Below are 17826 nucleotides of genomic sequence, written 5' to 3'. Positions count from 1 at the left end.
GGAAGCGCAGATGGGCGGCGGCCCCCGGGATAGTGCCGGGGGCCGCCGCTTGGTTCAGCTGTACTGGTGGATCAGTCGTACGGGTTCTGCTTGCTCTCGACGCTCTCGGACTCACCGCCCCGCGTCAGCGCGGCGGCGTCCCCGAGCTCGATCACCGGCGTGCTGGGCAGCGCCTGGGTGTTCTGGTCGGTCATGTCAGTTCCTCCTCTCGGTGTGTTGGTGGTGCAGCGGACTCCGAGCGGGTGCTCGGAGTCACCCGGCCCGCCGCAGAGGGCGGGTCGGGAGCTCATGGGAGTGCGGCCGCGCTGCCGACGGCGCCGGAGCGCCGACCAGGTGCCGGGGTCAGCGCGCGTGTTCATCGGTGTCGTCAGCGGGTGGCGGCGAGCTGGGCCTGGTGCTGCGCGCGGTGCTGAGACTGCTCGGGCTCGGCCAGGACGCGCAGGCCGTGCGGCTCGCCGACCTGGCCGCACGAGCTGCACCAGACGCGGTAGGAGCGGCGGCCGGCGCAACCGGAGTCCGGGTCGCGCGGCTTGCCCGAGGAGCTGACCGCGTGGTCGCAGGCGGTGCCGTCAGCATGGAGCGGTTCGACTTTCACGGTGATGCGGGCCATCAGGATGCCTCCAGTTCGGGTTCGGGGAAGGGCAGCTGGTGGAGCGCGGCCGCAGGGACGCGGCCTCGGGTAGGGCGCGGCGGGGTGGGAGGCTCGGTGCGGACGAGCGTGGCCTCGGGGAGGAGCCCGAGCTGTCCGGCGGCGGCCGCGCGGGCGGCGAGGGTGAGCGATCGGGTGACCCGGTGGTGTCCGTGGTCAATCCGCAGGTGACACAGCTGGCAGGCGGCGAGCAGGTTCTCCTCGCGCACGTCCTCCGGCTGGTGATTGAGGTGGGCGGTGGTCAGGCCGACTTCGGAACCGGTGTCGGGGTGGTCCTCGCCGTGGACGGCTGGGCAGCGGCCGCCGGGATGCTCCAGGCCGCATTGCCCGGAGCACTCGCAACGGCCGCCCGCCCTCACGAACCGGATCCGCGCGCTGATCTCGGGCCAGTCGCGCGGGTACCGGTGCAGGTTCTCGGGACGGATAGGCACGGCGGCTGACTCACTCGCCGCCGGCGGCCTGGCGATGCTCGAACGCTTCGAGCAGCTGGCCAATCCCGTTCGGCTCGGGCGCGGTGCCAACCCAGTCGCCCGCCTCGGTGAACACCTCCACGTCGGGGGTGTCCGCGTCGAACCAGCAGACGTACGGCCCGTACCGCTCGATGACCGCGGTGACGACGGCGGCCGGGCCGGCCACGGACATCAGCGGCGCGGGCTCCAGCACGGACAGCGCGGTGACGACCAGCCACATCGGCTCGTCCGGTGTGCGGGGGAGCCGGAGGTAGCCGGTGACGCGGAGCTTGTCGCCGGGCACCAGGTCGTGGATGACCGCGTGCGCGATCGCGGGGTCGGCGACGCTGCACGGCAGGATCATCTCGTCCGTGCGCTGGTCCGTCGGGGAGACGGTGAGGCGGAACCGCGCCGTGCTGCCGTGCAGGTCGCCGGGCACGGTCTCTTCGTTCAGGAAGCCGTCCAGGGCTATCGCGTCGTCGGCGGCCACGCTCAGCCTGCCTTGCTGACCGGCGCCTGGTGGGCGGCGTCGTACGCCTCCAGGATCCGCTTCGGCACCATGCCCGCGTCGGCGAGCTGGTGACCGTTCGCGCGCGCCCAGGACCGGACGGCGGCGAGCTCCTCCTTGGTGCGGCCGCTGCCCATGCTCTTGCGGATCGGGGTGGCCGCGTTCGACGTTGCGGTGCTGGAGGTGCGGGTGCCGGCCTTGGCGGTGCGCAAGTCGGCCTGCGCCTGCTCCAGTTCGGCCTTGAGCTTGGAGATCCGCTCTTCGGCCTCGTGCTGCGCGGCCTCGGATTCGCGGCGATCGGACAGCTCGGCCAGGTCGGCGGTGATGCGGGCAGCGCGGCTGCGGATCCCGGCGAGGGTGTGTGATCCCGCCCAGGCGAGCAGCTCCTGGATCCCGGCGGAGGCCGGGACGGCCAGGGAGCTGGCGGGCGTGTTGGGCGGTGTGGGGGCCTGGTCGGCGATGAGGTCGCTGAGCTCCTGCTCGCTCAGGCCGGTGGCCTCGCGGACGGCCTCGTCGCTGTCGCCGTTGTTGTGCATCGAGATCGCCACAGCTTCGTGTGCGGACAGGGCGGGGGAGGTGGTCGTCATGGCGGGGGCGTCTCCGTTCTCCGGGAGGAGGGGGATCAAGGAGGTGAGGGTGGCTTCGTCCGTGGGCAGCCCGAGGTTGTCCAGGAGCCACGCGAGGTCGTCCTGGTCGTGGGCGCGGCGGGCGGTGACGCGGGAGGCGGCGGCGAGCTGTTGCGCGGGGTTCGGGTTGAGGGGCAGCGCCTCGGCGTCGAGGGCCTCGGTCCAGTCGGTGAACATCAGGCCGCGTCCTTGATTGCGGCCAGGAGCAGGCGTCGGTTCTCCTCCTGGCGGGAAGGTGTCATCGGCTCGCGCCACGGCTCGTACGGAGCGGGCCGGGCGGGGATGAGCTCCAGCTCCAGGCGAGCGAGGGCCTGTTCGCGGACGGTGGGCGGCACGATGCGTGCCGCGCGCTGCTCGCGTCGGCGGTCCTGCTCGGCCACCACCGCGACCCAGTCCTCGCCGAGGCGGTCCACGAGCTTCTTGCGCAGCTTTGTGCGGTCGCGGGAGGTGGTCGCCGCCCATACCCCGTTCTTGGTCAACTTGGGGTTGGCGAGCGCCCACTTCAGGCAGCCCTGCACGATCGGGCACCCGGAGCAGACACGAGCGGCATTCGCCAACGCCTTCTCTCGAGCGCGGGAGTCGCTGGCGGGGATGGCATCGATCTCGAAGAGAGCGGGGTTCGTGCGGCAGCCCAGGGTCTGATCGGTGTGGGGGAAGGGGACGCGGTCGTCGGCTGGCTTGATGGTCGGCGGGTTGGGGACGCCGGTGCGGGTGCCGCTCATGAAAGTCCCTCCGGTGCATGCAGATGGGGGAGTTGGAGACGGACCTGGTCCACGAGGTCCTGGGCGGGCTTCCACGGACCGAGAGCCCCGCGCTGGACGGGGATCGGGAGGGGGAGCTCCTGGACGTCGGCGAGAACCAGGTGCCAGACGCCGGGCTGCGCCCACCGGGAGCACGGGACGGTGGTGTCGGGGTCCTGGTGGCAGTCGGTGAGGCGGGCGACGCCGATGACCGCGCCGGTGTGCAGCTGGCGGCCGCGGATCGCGGTGGCGACCAGCGGGTCGCGCAGTGCGGCGCTCTCCGAGGTCAGCCCGGCGTGCAGGAGCAGCCAGCCGCGCCAGGTCCAGGGGCGCGGACGGTTTTCCACGTTCTTCCCGGCGAGGATGCAGGACGCCCAGGGCTGGCGGATCGTGATGCCCCGGATCCAGGTGCCCGGTTCGGGGAGCGGAGGTGTGCTCATGCCGCGCGCCCCAGGGAGTCGGTGCCCGGCCGTCCGGCGCGGCGCCCGTTGATGGACGGAACTGCGGCGTGCTGAGGTCCGGCGAGGATCGCACGCTCGCTGTGCTTGCCTTCGTACATCGCGGCGTCGGCGGCGCGCTGGAGCAGCGACAAGGCCGTCGTGCCGAGGATGTCGGGGGAGGCGGCGCCGATGGACGCGGCAACGTCGATCGGGGCACCGTCGTCGACCTCGACCGGCTGCGCGAGCAGCGTGGTGAGCTGCGCGAGACGCAGTTGGCGGCGCCCGGGGCCGATCCGGGTGGCGACGGCGAATTCGTCTCCCCCGAGGCGGCCGACCGATGCGTGGCTGCCTGCCCAGGCGGTGAGCCGCCGCGCGATGTCGGCTAGGACGCGGTCGCCGGCGGCGTGGCCCCGGGTGTCGTTGATCTGTTTGAAGTGGTCGACGTCGACCAGGACTACCAGGGCGCTGTCGCCGTAGCGGCGGAGGACCTGCTGTGCCTTGATCGTGTAGCCGTCGCGGCCGAGCAGCCCAGTCAGCGGGTCGCGGCGGGCGGCGGCGAGCTGGCGGTGCAGGCTCACGGCGTGCACAGTCCAGCCGGTCAGCGGAACGGTCAGGGTGGTGATGAGGAGAGCGCGTTGCCGCAAGCGGTCCTGCACGCGCGCGGTGGAGGCCATACTGGTGACTCCCTCTCGTCTCGTACGGGATGGGTGGCCCGAGGCAGGCGTCGGTTACCAGGCCGTGAGCGCCTGCCTCGGGGCGTATCTACAGCTCATAGCTGCTCCTGCTGGTCCAACTGAACGGGTTGGACCAGAGGTCAGCCTTCGCCGCCCTCCAGTCCGGCTCCCAGCCGTTGCGGACCCCGCTCGCTCCCCAGCCGTCGTCCTGGCGGCCGGGCTTGGCGAGTCCGGCCTTCTGCGCGGCGAGGGCCGCGTCGTAGACCTGGTGGGCGCGGGTCAGGGCCTCGTTGGGCGAGGTGGCCTGGCCGGTGAAGACGTGCAGCCCGTGCAGCTGCTGGTCGGTGCGGTGTATCGGGACGTCCACCTCGTAGAACTTCGGCTTCGGCATGACGATCTCTCTCCTTCCGTGTGCTGGTCGTGGCGGAACACCGCGTCCGCCCCGGCCTGGTGAGGCCGGGGCGGCACGGAGGAACGCCGCGTCCCTGGGAAGGGGGTCAGCGGTGCGCGGCCGCCGCGACGATCTCGGCGTGGTCGAACGCGAGGTCCGGGAGCGCATCCAGAGGCCACCAGCGGGCGGCGGTGGCGTCGTCCCCTGCGGTGGGCGGGACCGGCGAGGGCAGGGTGGCCGTGTAGGCGACGCTGACGTACCGGCCGCGCGGGTCACGGCTGGGGGCGTCGTAGGCGCCCACCTGCCGGAGGTCGGTGGCCGGGACGGTGATGCCGGTCTCCTCCTCCAGCTCGCGCGACCCGGCGGCCAGGCTGGTCTCTCCCCTGTTCACGTGGCCACCGGGCAGCGCCCACCGGCTCTTGAACGGATCCCAGCCCCGCTCGATCAGCAGGACGTGGCCGGCGGCGAGCAGGACGACGTCGGCGGTGTAGCGGATCGTCTCGTCGGTGGGGTCGTTGATCACCAGGTGCCTCCTGGTCTCGAAGGGATGAAGCAGGCCCGCCCCGGCTGGTGGGCCGGGGCGGTTGAGGACGCTCGGGGAGGTGGACAGGCCGGGACGGGAGCCGAGGTGTCGAGTCCGGCACCGAGCAGCAGGGCGCGGACCGACTGCTCGTACTCGCCCGTGCGGATCCGGTCGAAGATGAGCTGACCGGCGACCAGGCAGCGGGCTCGCAGCTGGATCCTGGCGACGGCGTAGGGGTCGGCTCCGGCGGCGGTCGCGGCCTGCGCAGCGGCGTCCCCGGCGAGCTGGTTGGCCGTGGCGAGGCCGGCCGAACGGCGGGAGTGCTGGGCCCGCCAGTACGCCCAGTTGGTCAGGGCGCGGGTGTTGTCCACCCGCTCCTCCCATGCCTTGTAGGTGCGGCGCGTGCCTTCGGGGTCGGCGGCCCACTCTGCGGCCCACTGCCGGGCGAGGTCGGGCAGTTGCGTGAGGACTGCCAGGACCTGCAGGCCGCGGTGCCCGAACGCGCGCCACGCCTCGGTCTCCCTGACGACGTGGATCTGGTGGGACATCAGCCAGTACGGGGCGAAGCCGTTGCCCCAGTTGCCGGTCTCACCGAGCGGCTCGACCTCCCACAGGCGCACCGGCCAGCGCTCCTCCATGCGCTCCAGGATCTCGCCGGGCCGGGTGTACATGTGGAAGTACGAGAAGGGTTTGTCCGTGTACCAGCGCTTGCCGGGGCTGGGGTGGTCGATGGTCTCGCCGACGTGGTGGGCGAGGTTGACGGTCGGGATGGTCTCGCCGAGGTTGCTGTAGTAGCGGGCGAGGTGCTCGCAGGTGGGCGGGACGGTGCCGTCGGGCCGGGTCGCCATGTAGTAGACGACGGGCCGGGTGCCGCGTGCCATGGGTTCCTCCAGGTCAGGTCAGGAACGTGCAGGGGAGCGGTCGGTCAGCGGCGGGAGTTCTTGTGGCCGCGCAGCTCGTCCACGCGGGTGGCGGTGTGCGCGAGGTCGCGGGCGAGGGTGGCGAGCCGCTGGGCGTCGTCGGCGACGGGCTGGGACCAGATGAGACCGGCGGCGAAGTAGGAGGCGTGCGCGGCGAGCTCCTGGGCGTGCTTGGCCAGGCGCTCCCGCTCCGCTCCCAGCGGGTCGGGGTGCGCGGCCCGCTCGGGAAGGGGCAGTTCGACCAGGCGCTCCAGGATGACGGCGAGGGCGTCGGCGACGGCGTCCAGGTCGCCGTCGGCGAGCCAGCTGTCGATGGTGTCGTGGCCGGTGAGGGCGGGGGTGTACTTCGCGTACCGCTGGCGGCGGCCGAAGTCGTCGTCGGTGTCGGCCGGAGTCAGGACGAAGACGAGCCGGCTGTTCTTCCGGTCCGGGTAGAGCGTGAGTTCGCGGTCGGCGGCCTCGTTGGTGAAGACCACGGGCCAGGCGGGGTTGGCGGGCGGCGTCCACTCGGTGCCGAGGATGCCGGTGACGACGGTCGTGAGGCGTTCGGCCGGGATCGCGGTGAGGGTGCGGGGCAACGGGTCCTCCGTGGAGGTGCTGGGCGGGTGAGATTGGCCACCGCACCGCCCCGGCCGCGCAGGGCCGGGGCGGGGTGGGCAGCCCGTCAGGCTTCCAGGGCCTTGAGCTGGTCGTTGATCTCGCTGAGCAGGGCCTTGTCCTCGTCTCCGTCCTCGGTGTCGGCGGTCACCGGGACAGCGGGGAGGCCGGCGGCGCGGGCGGCGAGGTGGTGGCGGATCTGCTCCATGCCGGTGATGGCCACCGGCGTCTCGCCGTCGCCGGTCAGCAGCGTGAAGTGGTGCTTGTACTCGCCCCTCTCAGCGCGGTGGTGGAGCACCACGCCCGGGGCGAGGTAGAAGGACGCCTCGCCGTCCTCGTAGCCGCGCCACCGGTCCTCGCTCCGCAGGAAGTTGTCGCCGTCGTCGATGCGGAAGGCGGCGCTGGCGGCGCGGCGTGCAGCGTCCTCCTCGGTCGCGGTGACGACCTGGGCGAGGGCCTCGTCCAGCGTGGCGGCCGGAGCCGGGGCCGACCGGCGGGTGGAGGGCAGCGGGCTGCGGGTCCGCATCAGACGGCGCATCGGGGCGAGCACGAGTTCGGCGAGCCCGTCGATGGCGACGGCGCCGACGACGGCGACCGCCCCGGCGAACGTGATGCGGGCCTCGTCGGACCAGTCGGCGGGGGCGAGCTGGTAGCCGAGGTAGGCGCCGGCCGCGCCGCCGATCAGCGCGGTGGCCATGCTGGCGCCATCGATCATCGAGTTGGCGACGGCGTTGGCCGTCTGGCGCAGGGTTGCGGTCATGATGATGTAACTCCTTCTTCTTCTCGATGCGCTCTGGAAAGGGAGGGGTAGTGCTCCGGGGCGGCCGGGTTCGGTGCCTGCGGCTGCCCCGAGCGCTCAGTGGCCGGCCGCGTGGGCGGCGGTGGCGGTGGTGCGGACGGTGTCCGCGAGGAGCACCGTCAGCTCGTGGCCGTGGTCGACGGCGTCCTCCAGGCCCTGGATGAGCTCCGGGGGCAGGCCGCGGTTGCGGGCGCCGGTCAGGACGCCCTCGAGGAAGAGGACGTCGGCGAGGACGCGGCCGCGGACGTCCAGGACGCCGGGCTGCACGGTGAGGACGTCGGCGTTCTTCGTGGTCGCCAGGGCCGCGTGGTCGGCGGCGGCGGTGTACGCGGTCTCGGTCTGCTCGGTGAGCAGCGCGTCGATCTGGGTGGTGTCGCCGTAGGCGCGGCGCCAGCCGAGGCGGGCGGCGGCGGTCTCCATGAGGGAGCGGCGGGCGAGGGACACGGTGACCTCCGGGGGAGGGCCGGTCGCCTGGTCTCTGCTGACCGGGCGGACACCGCCCGACCCCGCCGGCCGCCACGGAGGCGGGTTTGGGCGGGGCCGTACGGAGAGCATCCGGTCAGCTCTTGGGGAAGCTCAGGATCGTGAACTCGGTGCCGGTGCCGTAGGTGCGCGGCTTGGCGGTCAGGAACTCCGGCTGCTCGTCCGCGAGGCGCTGCAGTTCCTCCTCGATCCACTCGGTGGAGCGCTGGAGGGCGAGGCGGTCCAGGTGGAAATCGGTGAGGTAGACCGTGGTGCTGCAGTCGGAGCGGCGCTCCGAGTGCAGCCGCCGACGCACGATTCCGCGGGCGGCGTCGTCGTCAGGCCGGGTCGGCAGGTCCCGGGACAGCGCCCGGCACTCCCCAGCGTGAGCGTTGGCGATCCTCCCGCCCGCCTGCTCGGAGAGGTAGTCGTCGCGCCCCTCGGAGCGGGTGAGGAACGGGCAGCCCAGGCAGGCGACCGCGTAGTAGGTGCCGTTGCCCCCGGCGTCGGCGGTGTAGACGAGGACGACGGCACCGGCCAGTCCGAGGTAGCGCTGGGAGACGATCACGCCCTCGGGCTTCCAGGTCTCGCCGATCTCCGGCCACGGCTCGGGGGTGAACTCCGGCTCGGCGGCGTTCCGTGTGCGGGAGAAGAGGGAGGGTGCCATGGGCTACTGCTCCTTCTGGTCGGTCTGGGCGTGGATGCGGGCGACGGTGCGGCGGGCGGCGACGATCACGAACGGGATGGCGAGCGCGCCGACGAAGCTGGCGACGGTGACGAAGTAGCCGGCGGCGTGTTGGAAACTCACACCAGCACCCCGATCGCGGCGGCAGTCAGCAGGACGAGCGAGGCGAGGATGACGTCGACCGCGAGGGCCAGGCGCCGGAACTTGCGGACCGCGAGGATCGACAGCGCCTTCACGCGGGCGAGGCGGTGGTCCTGGCCCATCGCCTCCTGGAGCTCGTTCTCTTCCAGGCGCGCCCAGTACGGCAGGCCCTCACGGACGATGCGGCCGCCGCCCAGGTTGGGCCTGACGACCAGGAGGAGTAAGACGGCGGCGACGGCCAAGGTGAGCACGGCCAGACCGCCGGCGGTCTTGGTGAACACGGGCAGGTCCTTGTCGGCGACGCTGGCCAGACCGGCGAGGACCGCGCCGTCGAAGGCGAGCAGCAGGCTGGCCTTACTGTCGGTGCGGGCGATCTCGCTGGTGACGGTGGCACAGGCGGCGTCCAGATTCCGGTCGCCGGTGATGGTGAGGGGGGCGGTGGTCACGTGCGACTCCTATCCGGGCCGGGCTGTCCGGCTCCCCGTCACCACCCGTCGGCGGGCGGGTGGATCGGGCAACCGGCAGACGCGGGAGAGGGGTTCAGGCCGCAGCGGCGAGGTACTCGCCGGGCGGGCGCAGGTAGCTGCCGAGCTCGGCCGGGGTGCCGTCGTAGCACTCCAGGCACGATCCGAGGCTCTTGAGCGGGAGGCAGTGGTAGTACCGCCGCGAACACGACGGGCAGGTCTGCCTCTTGGCCATCGCCTTGTCGAGGGCGGCCTCCTTGGCGACGGTCATCGGCCGTATCGGCTTGGCCTTGTCGATCTCGTACAGCCACGCCCACCGCTTCCCGCCGCGGCATTCGATCCGGGCGACGGGCTCGTGGCCGCCGGGGCGCAGTCCCATCTCCCGCAGCTGGCGTCGGGTCGCGAGGTTCGTGTGTCCGGCCTGCCTCCATCGGAAGACTGGTATCGAGCCGTCGCCGGGGTCGTTCGGGTCGATGTCGACCAGGTCCTGGTCCTGGTCGGCCATCACCTGCTCCAGGAGCCGGGGAGCCGGGCGGGGCGCTGCGGGTAGCGGAGGCCGGGGCGCTGCGGACGCGGGCGCCCGATCCGGCGGCGCGGGCGGGGTACGAGCACGGGTTCCTCCAGCGGGTGTGATGGCGGGTAGTGCTGCGCCCCGGTGACGGGCGGTCCGTCGCCGGGGCGTGAGGTGAAGGTGGTGGCCGGTCGGCCTGTCCGGTCACCGGGACCGGCCGCCTCCGAAGTGGGGGCGGCCCGGTGCCGGTGGCCAGGCGGGGCGGTCGGAGTCGTGGTCAGAGGGCGGCGGCGACGAGGAGGAGGGCGAGGGCGGCCGTCCCGCCGATCAGGAGGGTGGCGCTGGCGCTGGCCCACCAGTAGTGGCCCACGGTCTTGATGTCGCGCAGGTCGCTGAGCGCGTCCGCGATGCGGGCGTGGAGCGCGGCCAGCGGGGGCAGGACGGCGTACCAGCGGCCGAGGCGGTCTATCTGGCCGGCCATTTCGTCGTCGGGGAAGTGGCCGCCGTGGAGGGTCTGCCGGTGGGCCTCGCCCACGGCGGCCAGGGCCTCGATTTCGTGGACGACGGGACTGGTGGTGCGGCAGACGGTGCAGCGGTAGCGGTATCGGCGCACGGTGGTCGGTCTCCCGAGGTTGGGTGGTGGTTCGGGCAGGGAACAGCGACGCCCCGCCCGGAGGTGTCCTGTCCGGGCGGGGCGTGATGCCGAGCTGGTGGGTGTCGGTGCTCTTCTCCGCGTTCTGGGCGGAGGAGGCGGTCAGGTGTTGATCTGCCTGCGGACCTCGGCGACAAGGCGGAGGATCTCGGTGGCCATGTCGGTGATCGTCTGGAGCTGCCTGTCGATGTCGGCCGGGTCCGAGCCGGTGAACGAGAACGAACGGCCGTCGTCGCGACCCGGCTGCGTGCCGGTGAAGGAGAACGACCGGTCGTCACGGTCCGGTTCGGGGTTGGTGAACAAGAACGACACGGGCAGCTCCAGCGTCAGATGTTCATGTGGTGGGCGCGCCGGATGGCGGCCACCCACACGCTACGCACCTGCGCTCCGGTGTGGGAGTCGTTCCAGGAGGGGATCGTCTCCCACTTCTTGCCGTGCTGGCGGCGGGCCTCGTCCAGGAGGAGATTCCCGGCGTCGCAGTAGGCGGCGTCGCGGGCGCCGGCCGCGGCGCGCAGCGCGCCGATGGAGCAGCGGGCGCCCTCGGGGTGGACGAGGGTGAACCTGGCCCAGCCGTGGGTGTCGAGGAGCGCGAGCGCGTCGGTGAGGGTCTTCTCCACCGGGCCGGTCCGGCGCACCGGCGGGGCGGCGGGGAGGCTCAAGGGAACCGGCGCGGGAACCGCCGAGGCGGCGGGGGCGGCGGACTCCGGGGTGGGGTCGGGGTCGAGGAGCTGGAACGCCTTCGCGTACAGGTCCTGGTCGATGGGGGTGAAGTCGGTCTCGGTACGGGTGTTCATGCTGCCCTCCACAGGCCGTTCTCGTTGGTGACCTCGTCCCGCTTCTTCAGCTCGGACAGGCGCGGCTTGATGTTCTTGGCGGAGGTGCCCAGCTTTCGGGCGATGGTCTCGGCGGTCATCGGAATGGACTGCTCCCGCAGGAGCTCGAGGATGCGCGGCTTGATCAGCTCCTGTCCGTCGGGCGCCCCCGCGGCTACACCGGGAGCACCGGGCCTGCTGGATCCGGCGATTACCTGAAGGCCGCCGGGGTGGTGGTGGGGCGCCTCCTGCGAGGAAGGGGCGCCCTCGGCTGCGGCGAGGAGGTCGGCGAGGCTGCCGATCAGGTTCTTGCCGCGCTTGTCGACCATCGGCGTCTGGGCGACCGCGTCGCGCTCACGCCAGGCGTCGCAGTCCTCGATCCCGACCGGCGGCTCGCCTCCGGCGAGGGAGACGGGCGCCACGTCCAGGTGCAGGGAACGGAACTGGACGGCCTGCGAGCCGGGCGTGAGGAGGTAGCCCAGGCCGAAGGTGCCGTCCTCGGGAGCGGCGGCGGCCTCGGTGGCCAGACCGCTCATGTCCCGGTCGGAGACCTTGGCGTACTGGCCCGGCCACTGCGAGGGGATCATCGACAGGTCGATGCCCTCCGCACCCTCCACCGCGTTCGCGCCGACCAGGGAGCCCTGACCCTTGGCGCACCGCAGAAACACCGCGCCGCCGCCAATCAGCAACTGGGACCGGATCACGGTGGAGTTGCCGAGGTCTTCAGCCAGCGGGGTCTGGGTGGCCAGGACCACGCCGATGCCCCGCTTGAGGGACCGGCGGGTCAGCTGCTCCACGATCGCCTTCGCCTCCAGGTGGTACGGCGAGGAGGCCGACAGCAGCATGTGCGCCTCGTCGATGACGAGCAGGGCCAGCGGGTCGGTGAAGGGGAAGGCCGGGGAGCGGTAGCGGGCCTCGCGGTCGAGCATCATCGCGTAGGCCAGGCGCAGCGCACCCATCGCCTCGTCCAGACCGTCCCCGAGGTACGCGGACAGCGAGGCCCCGGCGATGGTCCCGGCCTGCGGGGAGGCGAGGACCACCGCGATACCGGAGCGGTGGGCGGAGAGCAGGATCTGCTCCAGCAGCCCGGACTTGCCCGACCTCGACCCGCCGACGAGGTAGAGGTGACGGGCGCCGGAGCCGGGCTGCGCCAGCGGCAACAGGGCGGCCCGGCCGTCGACGTAGGTGCCGGCACGGACGTAGCCGCGCGAGTCCATCGACAGCTCGTCCACGACCGAGGAGAGCATCGTGCCGTGCATCAGCGCGTGCTCCCGCATCACCCGGATCCCCATCTGCGACGGCTTGTCGCCGGGGGCCAGAGCGATCTGGATCGTCTCCAGGTCGAGGTTGCCCGCGAGGTCCTGGAGGTTGACGGTGCCGATCGCCCGGCGGTCGCGGGTCGCGATGCCTTCCCAGTCCAGCGGCCCGTCGTAGCGGGTGACGGTCAGGTTGGTGCCGGGCATCGCCCCTTCCGGCACCCCGACGTACGCGGCCCACAGCTCCTCGGGCGTCGTCGGGGTACCGGCCGCGATCTGCGGCTGCGCCGCCGGCATCTTCAGGTGCACGGTGACGGGCAGGGCATTCGGGGCGTAGTGCTTGGGGTCTCCCAGCTCGACCTGGGAGACGGGGATCTGGTAGACGGCGGCGATGTCGGCGGCCCTGACCCGCACCTGCTGGCCCTGGGGCAGGGTGATGATCCCGGTGAACGACGCGTGGTCGTCGTCGGCCTCGAGGGCGAGGTGTTCCAGGTTGGCGCCGGGCTGGATGAGCTTGCGGTCCTCGGTCTGGGTCGGGCCGGAGATGAACTCCTTCCACCAGGCAGTGATGAGCTGCGCCTGGGACGTCAGCCCGACCGCCGCACCCGCACCCGTGGTCGCGGGTGTGAGGGCGGGGGTGTGGCCGGCGATGTTGCGGTGGTGGGCCAGGGCGGCCGCCCCGGCCGGGACCGCGAGCCCGAGGGCGATCAGCGGGTTTCCGCCTGCGGCGAGGACCTCGTGCGCGGCGATGCCGCAGCCGGTGGCCGTGAACCCGCACCCGATCAGGGACCGCAGTACCGGGGCGGAGACGTTGACGGCCCACGCCCCGGCTCCGGCCGCCGCGGCGGCGAGGGCGGACCAGGGGCCGGCGACGAGAGGCACCACCGCGAGAGCGGCGGGCGCGTACTGGATGAACTGCGCTCGGGTCGGCCCCACGGTCCTGATCTCCTGTCAGCTCTGGGTGTAGAAGGCGGCTTCGGCCATGTCGACGGGGGAGGTGGCCACGGCGTCGGCGATCCCTCCGTGGTCGTTCTCGGTGGTCGTCTTCGCGTCGTCGGCGGCCGCGGAGGCGCTGTCGGCGGCGGAGGTGTAGGCGCCGGCCGCGTCCTTGACGCCGGTCATGGTCAGCGCGGCGTCGGCGAACTCGCTGGTGGTCGCGTCGTCGACGGCCAGAGCCTTCATCGTCTCGGAGGCGTCCAGCATCTGTTCGGCGGCGTCGTCGACGTCGGAGGCGAGCGTGGTGACGGTCTGGGCGTGCGCGTGGACCTTGTGCGTGAGCCAGGCCAGCTTGGTGCGCAGGGCCGCGTAGGTCGCGGCGTCCTTCAGGTTCTCGGTGACGCTCATGCGGGGCCTCTCCTCTTCTAGCGGGCGTTGTAGAAGTCGCGTTCGGCGGGCTTGGTCAGGGGGGAGTCGGCGACGGCCCTAAAGATCGGCCCATGGCGGAGCTCGGCGTTCGCCGAGGCGGTGCGGCACGCTTCCTCGCCGCCCTGGATCTTGTCGTGGAGGTCCTTGGCGGCGGCGGCCTGGAGGTCGAGCTGCTCCTTGAGCACCTCGCACTTGCCGATCAGGTTCGCGCCGACGCCCTTCGCGGTGATCTCGGCGATGAGCGTGTCGCAGTCCGTGGCCAGCCCCGAGGCCTCGTCCATGAGGTCCAGGCAGGTCTCGGTGCTGGACTGGCACAGAGTGGCCGAGCCCTCGGCGAGGTCGATGACCTGGGTGAGGGTCATGACCTCGCCGCCGCTGTAGGTGCGGGTCTTCCCGGCGGCGGTCGTGACGTGGATGCCCTTGTCGTCGACGGTCGCGGAGTGCGGTACGGGCGGGTTGGGCTGCATCGCGGGGTCCTTCCTGATGTGGTCGGGCAGCGGGACGGTGCGGGGCCGCGGGACAGTGCCGACCGGGGGGACTGCGGACCCCGGCGGCGGCGTCGTTGGCGGAGTCGTCGGGGGCGGGGGAGCCGCCGGCGGTGGGGGTGCGGACGGCGGTGGGGGTGCGGACGGCGGTGGGGGTGCGGACGGCGGTGGGGGTGCGGACGGCGGTGGGGGTGCGGACGGCGGTGGAGGTGTTGTCGGCGGCGTCGCCGAGGGCGGGTTCGCCGTCGGCGGGGCAGTCGTTGGCGGCGCCGTCGGTGCGGTCGGCGGGGTAGTCGGCGGTGCGGTGGGCTTGGGCGGCGCGGTGGCCGCGGAGGGCCCTGTGCTGGGCCCGGCAGAAGTGGAAGTGGAAGGCTTCCCGCTCGGCTTTTTGAGATATGCGGAGCGCCAGCCGTCGCGCAGGCCACCGGCGAAATGTGCACCCGCCAGAAGTCCGTAATGTGTTTTCGCCGCGAAATTGTACGGAGCATTTCGGAATGTTTCCGGGGCCCGGGTCGGCTGCCATTTCCCTTTCGGTTTAGCCGGGGGTTTCTTGATTCCCGCCTGCTCATATTTCCCATGAGTTTTCTCCACGCCGAACAGGTAGCTGATGGCGAGGAGTACGAGGAGTCCCACGACCCTCCCTTCTGTGACTCTGTGTGGTTCCGGACGGTTACCGGTTACCGGTTACAGGTCCTGTGGGACACCCGTTCGCGCCGCCTAGCGGGCGGTTCCGGGGGTGTCCTGGGGCTGTAACCGGTAACCGGTAACCGTTGGCGCGTACTCAGCGTGACGACGAGCTGATGTTGTTCACGGTCGTGTTCGCCGTGTTGAACACCGACTCCAGCGTGGTCCGGATCTGCTCGCTGAACGGCGTGTACGGCAGGAAGATCCCGGAGACGATCAGCATGATGCAGATCACCATCTGCTTTCCCTTCGTCTTCTTGAAGGTGAAGAACAGGGCCCAGCAGAACAGGGCGAGAGCGAAGAACTGAAGCGTCATGTCATGCACCCTTCTCGAAGGTGAATCCCTTATCGTTCATGGGGGTTACCGCGCCCGAACCGGAGGGTGCGGAGAGCTTTTTGTAGGCGATGAATCCGCCGCCTCCGACGAGCGCCACCCACAGCCACGGGCTGGAGGTGATGCCACCGCCGGAACCGTCACCGGCGGACTTCTGGGCCTTGGGGGCCGCACCGCCGAGGGTCGGGGCGTCGCAGGTGGGGATCTTCGCGATGTCGTACGAGGCCGCTTTGGCGACCGCCGCCGCGCGGAGCTTCATGCACTCGCGGTAGACGGTCATCTCCCGCTCGTACACGGCCTTGGCCGCGGCCTCCTCGGTCTGCGACCGCTGCTTGTCGGCCTCCGTCTCGACCAGGGCGTTCGCGGCCTTCTCCTTGGCGCGCGCACGCTCCTGGGCGGCTTGCTCGGCCTGCATGCTGGTGACGGCGACGACCGTGGCGCACACGGCGACGACGGCGATCGTGCCGCACACGGCGAGCGCAGCGGTGTTGCGGCGCATCCCGCCGACCGCGGCGGACAAACGCGAGGTCGCGGGCTTCTCCGGCTTCTCCGGTGTCTGGGGGGCCTGGGCGCTCTGGGGGTCCATGCGGCTGAACTCCTTGTCCCAGTCGATTCCGGACATGGGCGGCTGGCTCCTTTTCGATGTGGTTCGAGCCCGCCCAGGCATGCCGGAAGCGGGTTCTGATCAGGGGAAACGTGCTGTACTGGACGGGTGGCTGCTTCCGGCAGTCGCAAGGAGGGCCAGCCCGAATCCCGCGGGCTGGCCCTCCTTGGTGTGTGCCGGACGATGTGGTCAGGGGCGGTAGCCGCCAGCGAGCAGCGCGACGGCCTCCTGGCGGTACTTGGACGCGGTGTCCGTGGACGACACGTCGAACGCGTGCCGGACGTCAGCGATCGAGATCCGCTCGCACAGCTCGTGGTGGATGTCGTCGTACGCCAGGCCGTCGGGCACGAGGCCGGCCGCGAGCGCCATGCGGGCGACCTTGCGGACCGCGCGCTGCCGCGAGGTCAACTTGGCCTCGTCCTCGATTTCGACCGCGCGCCGCTCGACTTCGGCGGCAGCGAGCCGGGCTTCGGCAGCGGCGAGTTCAGTTTCGGCCTCACGCTTCCGGGCCGCCTGCGTATTGGCGTCGGCGGTCGCCCTGCGCTCGTCCTCCTCCGCCGTGAGCCGGTCGGCTTCGGCAGCGCGGCGGCGGGTTTCGGCAGCGGCCTTCTCCGCTTCGGCAGCGACCCGGTCGGCTTCGGCAGCACGCTGCCGGGCCTCCGCGATCTCCACCGTCTCGACCGCCTGAGCCTCCGCCGCGGCGACCCGGTCGGCCTCCGCCGCGAGCCTCCGCTTCTCCGCCGCCTGGCGCTCCAGCTCCGCCGCGCGGACATCCGCAGCGGCCTTCGCCTCGCACTCGTCGGCCTCCTTGCGCTCCGCCTCAGCCTCGCGGGCGCGGGCTTCGGCGACGAGCGCGGTCTCCAGCGCTGCCTCCTCCAGCTCAGCGGCCCGCTCTGCGGCGCTGACCTGGGCTCGGGCGTGCGCGCGGGCCTGGCCGGTCTCGCCTTCCACCCGGGCGCGGACGGCTTCGAGCTTGCCCTCCGCCTCCAGCCGGTCGGCCTCCGCCTGCTTCCGGGCGAGCTCCTGGCGCGTCTCCGCGTCCAGGCGCCGGCGCTCGGCTTCCTCCGCGCGGGCCTCCGCCTCGCGTTCCTGCTGCTCAGGCATCGCGAGGGCCTGCGCGACGGTGTAGCCGTAGGGAGCCATCGTCATCGGCAGCCGCTCATCCTCACTCGCCTTGCTCAGGTCGCCGTCGTACTTGCGCTTGAGCCACTGCTCGTAGGCGATGAGGTCCTGCTGGCGCTGAATCATCTCGGGGTAGCTGGTGACCCTGTACAGCCGCATCCGGCGGTAGAACCGCGGCGTGGCGACGGGGGAGAGGATCCAGCGGTGCAACGGGATCCGGTCGGTGACCGTACCCGCTTCGAGCTGGGCTTTCTGGATGAACAGGCGCCGGGCGGCCTCCACTCCGATCACGAAGAGGATCGGCATGACGCCGTGACTGGCGGACTTGACCGGGTCGGCGCTCATCTCGCCCTGGACACTGGCGTTGAACCAGATCGTCGCGCAGGTCATCCCGTGCGCGGCCATGCGCAGCACCGGCCACGGGATGCCCTTGAGGATCAGGTACAGGTCCAGCGCGAGGAACGCGAGGATCGAGGCGTCCACGCCGATGGGGAACCAGCGCGACAGGTCTTCGAACCCCCAGCTCAGTGCCTGGTTGGCGAGGGTGTGGTACGAGGTGGCGAAGCCGATGCCGCCGACCAGCGTGCCGAAGATCGCCGCGAAGTACGGCAGGACCGCGACGAAGCGGTCGCGCTTGGGCTTGATCGCCTTCCGCTTATCCGGTCGCGAAACGCCCCGAGCCGCTTCCGAAACCTTCTCGGGTGCGTCCGAAGCTGCGACCGGCGGGCGCGAAACGGGGGGGTCGGGAGCCGCAGTCTGCGGCATGTCAGTGATCGCCATGGGGGTCTCCGGAAGGGGTCGTTCAGGGCGGGGTCGAAACGGCGGCCGGTGTTCCCGAAACGCGGGGGTGCGTTCCCGAAACGGCAGTCGGTGCGGACGGTTGATCACGAAACCGGCACCGGCTCTACCCGCTCCGGGCGCACGAAAAGGCCG

General features: G+C 71.9%; 27 protein-coding genes. All 27 read right to left on the bottom strand.

From position 1 onward, the window contains the following. Positions 1-71: 71 nt before the first annotated feature. The 27 genes from AB8O64_RS36935 to AB8O64_RS36805 all read right to left on the bottom strand — a co-directional run bounded on the left by AB8O64_RS36935 (position 72) and on the right by AB8O64_RS36805 (position 17673). Complete coding sequence (locus AB8O64_RS36935) at positions 72-194, bottom strand: albusnodin family lasso peptide (RefSeq protein WP_370424349.1); 123 nt, start codon at positions 192-194, stop codon at positions 72-74. Between the two features lie 173 nt (positions 195-367). Beyond that, positions 368-610, bottom strand: coding sequence for a hypothetical protein (locus AB8O64_RS36930; RefSeq protein WP_370424348.1), 243 nt, complete (start codon positions 608-610; stop codon positions 368-370). Further along, complete coding sequence (locus AB8O64_RS36925) at positions 610-1080, bottom strand: hypothetical protein (RefSeq protein WP_370424347.1); 471 nt, start codon at positions 1078-1080, stop codon at positions 610-612. The genes AB8O64_RS36930 and AB8O64_RS36925 overlap by 1 nt, the downstream gene beginning before the upstream one ends. Positions 1081-1090: 10 nt before the next feature. Next, on the bottom strand, positions 1091-1588 hold the full coding sequence (locus tag AB8O64_RS36920) for a hypothetical protein (RefSeq protein ID WP_370424346.1): 498 nt from the start codon (positions 1586-1588) through the stop codon (positions 1091-1093). A 2-nt stretch (positions 1589-1590) separates the two neighbouring features. Continuing rightward, positions 1591-2409, bottom strand: a complete 819-nt coding sequence (locus AB8O64_RS36915) for a histone-like nucleoid-structuring protein Lsr2 (protein ID WP_370424345.1) — start codon at positions 2407-2409, stop codon at positions 1591-1593. Then, entirely contained in the window at positions 2409-2954 is a 546-nt protein-coding gene (locus AB8O64_RS36910; protein ID WP_370424344.1) for a WhiB family transcriptional regulator, read from the bottom strand. Before AB8O64_RS36910 ends, AB8O64_RS36915 begins: the two co-directional genes overlap by 1 nt. After that, a complete protein-coding gene (locus tag AB8O64_RS36905) occupies positions 2951-3412 on the bottom strand; it encodes a hypothetical protein (protein ID WP_370424343.1) in 462 nt (153 codons plus the stop codon). Before AB8O64_RS36905 ends, AB8O64_RS36910 begins: the two co-directional genes overlap by 4 nt. Then, the gene (locus tag AB8O64_RS36900) at positions 3409-4086 is read right to left on the bottom strand and encodes a GGDEF domain-containing protein (RefSeq protein ID WP_370424342.1); all 678 of its coding nucleotides are present in this window, start codon (positions 4084-4086) and stop codon (positions 3409-3411) included. The genes AB8O64_RS36905 and AB8O64_RS36900 overlap by 4 nt, the downstream gene beginning before the upstream one ends. Before the next feature lie 88 nt (positions 4087-4174). Continuing rightward, the gene (locus tag AB8O64_RS36895; protein ID WP_370424340.1) at positions 4175-4477 is read right to left on the bottom strand and encodes a hypothetical protein; all 303 of its coding nucleotides are present in this window, start codon (positions 4475-4477) and stop codon (positions 4175-4177) included. A 106-nt stretch (positions 4478-4583) separates the two neighbouring features. Continuing rightward, positions 4584-4997: an NUDIX domain-containing protein gene (locus tag AB8O64_RS36890; protein ID WP_370424390.1), complete on the bottom strand. Its 414-nt coding sequence runs from the start codon at positions 4995-4997 to the stop codon at positions 4584-4586. After that, positions 4997-5881: a hypothetical protein gene (locus tag AB8O64_RS36885; RefSeq protein WP_370424338.1), complete on the bottom strand. Its 885-nt coding sequence runs from the start codon at positions 5879-5881 to the stop codon at positions 4997-4999. The genes AB8O64_RS36890 and AB8O64_RS36885 overlap by 1 nt, the downstream gene beginning before the upstream one ends. A 44-nt stretch (positions 5882-5925) precedes the next feature. Beyond that, the gene (locus AB8O64_RS36880) at positions 5926-6498 is read right to left on the bottom strand and encodes a hypothetical protein (protein ID WP_370424337.1); all 573 of its coding nucleotides are present in this window, start codon (positions 6496-6498) and stop codon (positions 5926-5928) included. Positions 6499-6584: 86 nt separating this feature from the next. Then, positions 6585-7277, bottom strand: a complete 693-nt coding sequence (locus AB8O64_RS36875; RefSeq protein WP_370424336.1) for a hypothetical protein — start codon at positions 7275-7277, stop codon at positions 6585-6587. Between the two features lie 96 nt (positions 7278-7373). Then, complete coding sequence (locus AB8O64_RS36870; RefSeq protein ID WP_370424335.1) at positions 7374-7760, bottom strand: hypothetical protein; 387 nt, start codon at positions 7758-7760, stop codon at positions 7374-7376. A gap of 115 nt (positions 7761-7875) precedes the next feature. After that, a complete protein-coding gene (locus AB8O64_RS36865) occupies positions 7876-8445 on the bottom strand; it encodes a hypothetical protein (protein ID WP_370424334.1) in 570 nt (189 codons plus the stop codon). 3 nt (positions 8446-8448) lie between these two features. Beyond that, a complete protein-coding gene (locus tag AB8O64_RS36860; protein WP_370424333.1) occupies positions 8449-8586 on the bottom strand; it encodes a hypothetical protein in 138 nt (45 codons plus the stop codon). Further along, positions 8583-9050, bottom strand: coding sequence for a Pycsar system effector family protein (locus tag AB8O64_RS36855; RefSeq protein ID WP_370424332.1), 468 nt, complete (start codon positions 9048-9050; stop codon positions 8583-8585). Before AB8O64_RS36855 ends, AB8O64_RS36860 begins: the two co-directional genes overlap by 4 nt. 94 nt (positions 9051-9144) lie before the next feature. After that, positions 9145-9573, bottom strand: a complete 429-nt coding sequence (locus AB8O64_RS36850) for an RRQRL motif-containing zinc-binding protein (RefSeq protein ID WP_370424331.1) — start codon at positions 9571-9573, stop codon at positions 9145-9147. Positions 9574-9856: 283 nt separating this feature from the next. Then, a complete protein-coding gene (locus AB8O64_RS36845; RefSeq protein ID WP_370424329.1) occupies positions 9857-10192 on the bottom strand; it encodes a hypothetical protein in 336 nt (111 codons plus the stop codon). 141 nt (positions 10193-10333) lie between these two features. Beyond that, positions 10334-10543: a hypothetical protein gene (locus AB8O64_RS36840; protein WP_370424328.1), complete on the bottom strand. Its 210-nt coding sequence runs from the start codon at positions 10541-10543 to the stop codon at positions 10334-10336. A gap of 14 nt (positions 10544-10557) precedes the next feature. Continuing rightward, entirely contained in the window at positions 10558-11025 is a 468-nt protein-coding gene (locus tag AB8O64_RS36835) for a hypothetical protein (RefSeq protein WP_370424327.1), read from the bottom strand. After that, positions 11022-13235: a hypothetical protein gene (locus tag AB8O64_RS36830; protein WP_370424326.1), complete on the bottom strand. Its 2214-nt coding sequence runs from the start codon at positions 13233-13235 to the stop codon at positions 11022-11024. Before AB8O64_RS36830 ends, AB8O64_RS36835 begins: the two co-directional genes overlap by 4 nt. Positions 13236-13250: 15 nt before the next feature. Next, on the bottom strand, positions 13251-13643 hold the full coding sequence (locus AB8O64_RS36825) for a hypothetical protein (protein WP_370424325.1): 393 nt from the start codon (positions 13641-13643) through the stop codon (positions 13251-13253). A gap of 17 nt (positions 13644-13660) precedes the next feature. After that, positions 13661-14131 (bottom strand): hypothetical protein, encoded by a 471-nt coding sequence (locus AB8O64_RS36820; protein WP_370424324.1) that lies wholly within the window; start codon positions 14129-14131, stop codon positions 13661-13663. A 799-nt stretch (positions 14132-14930) separates the two neighbouring features. Continuing rightward, positions 14931-15149, bottom strand: coding sequence for a hypothetical protein (locus AB8O64_RS36815; RefSeq protein ID WP_229868326.1), 219 nt, complete (start codon positions 15147-15149; stop codon positions 14931-14933). Position 15150: 1 nt separating this feature from the next. After that, positions 15151-15789 carry a hypothetical protein gene (locus tag AB8O64_RS36810; protein ID WP_370424323.1) on the bottom strand — a complete coding sequence of 213 codons (639 nt, stop codon included), beginning with the start codon at positions 15787-15789 and terminating at the stop codon, positions 15151-15153. Positions 15790-15960: 171 nt separating this feature from the next. After that, entirely contained in the window at positions 15961-17673 is a 1713-nt protein-coding gene (locus AB8O64_RS36805; protein ID WP_370424322.1) for a DUF2637 domain-containing protein, read from the bottom strand. Between the last annotated feature and the right edge of the window lie 153 nt (positions 17674-17826).

The sequence above is a fragment of the Streptomyces sp. QH1-20 genome (genome assembly GCF_041283565.1).
GTDB lineage: Bacteria > Actinomycetota > Actinomycetes > Streptomycetales > Streptomycetaceae > Streptomyces > Streptomyces syringius.
Note: the sequence above shows the minus strand (reverse complement) of the source record. Positions and strands in the feature narration are given on the sequence as shown.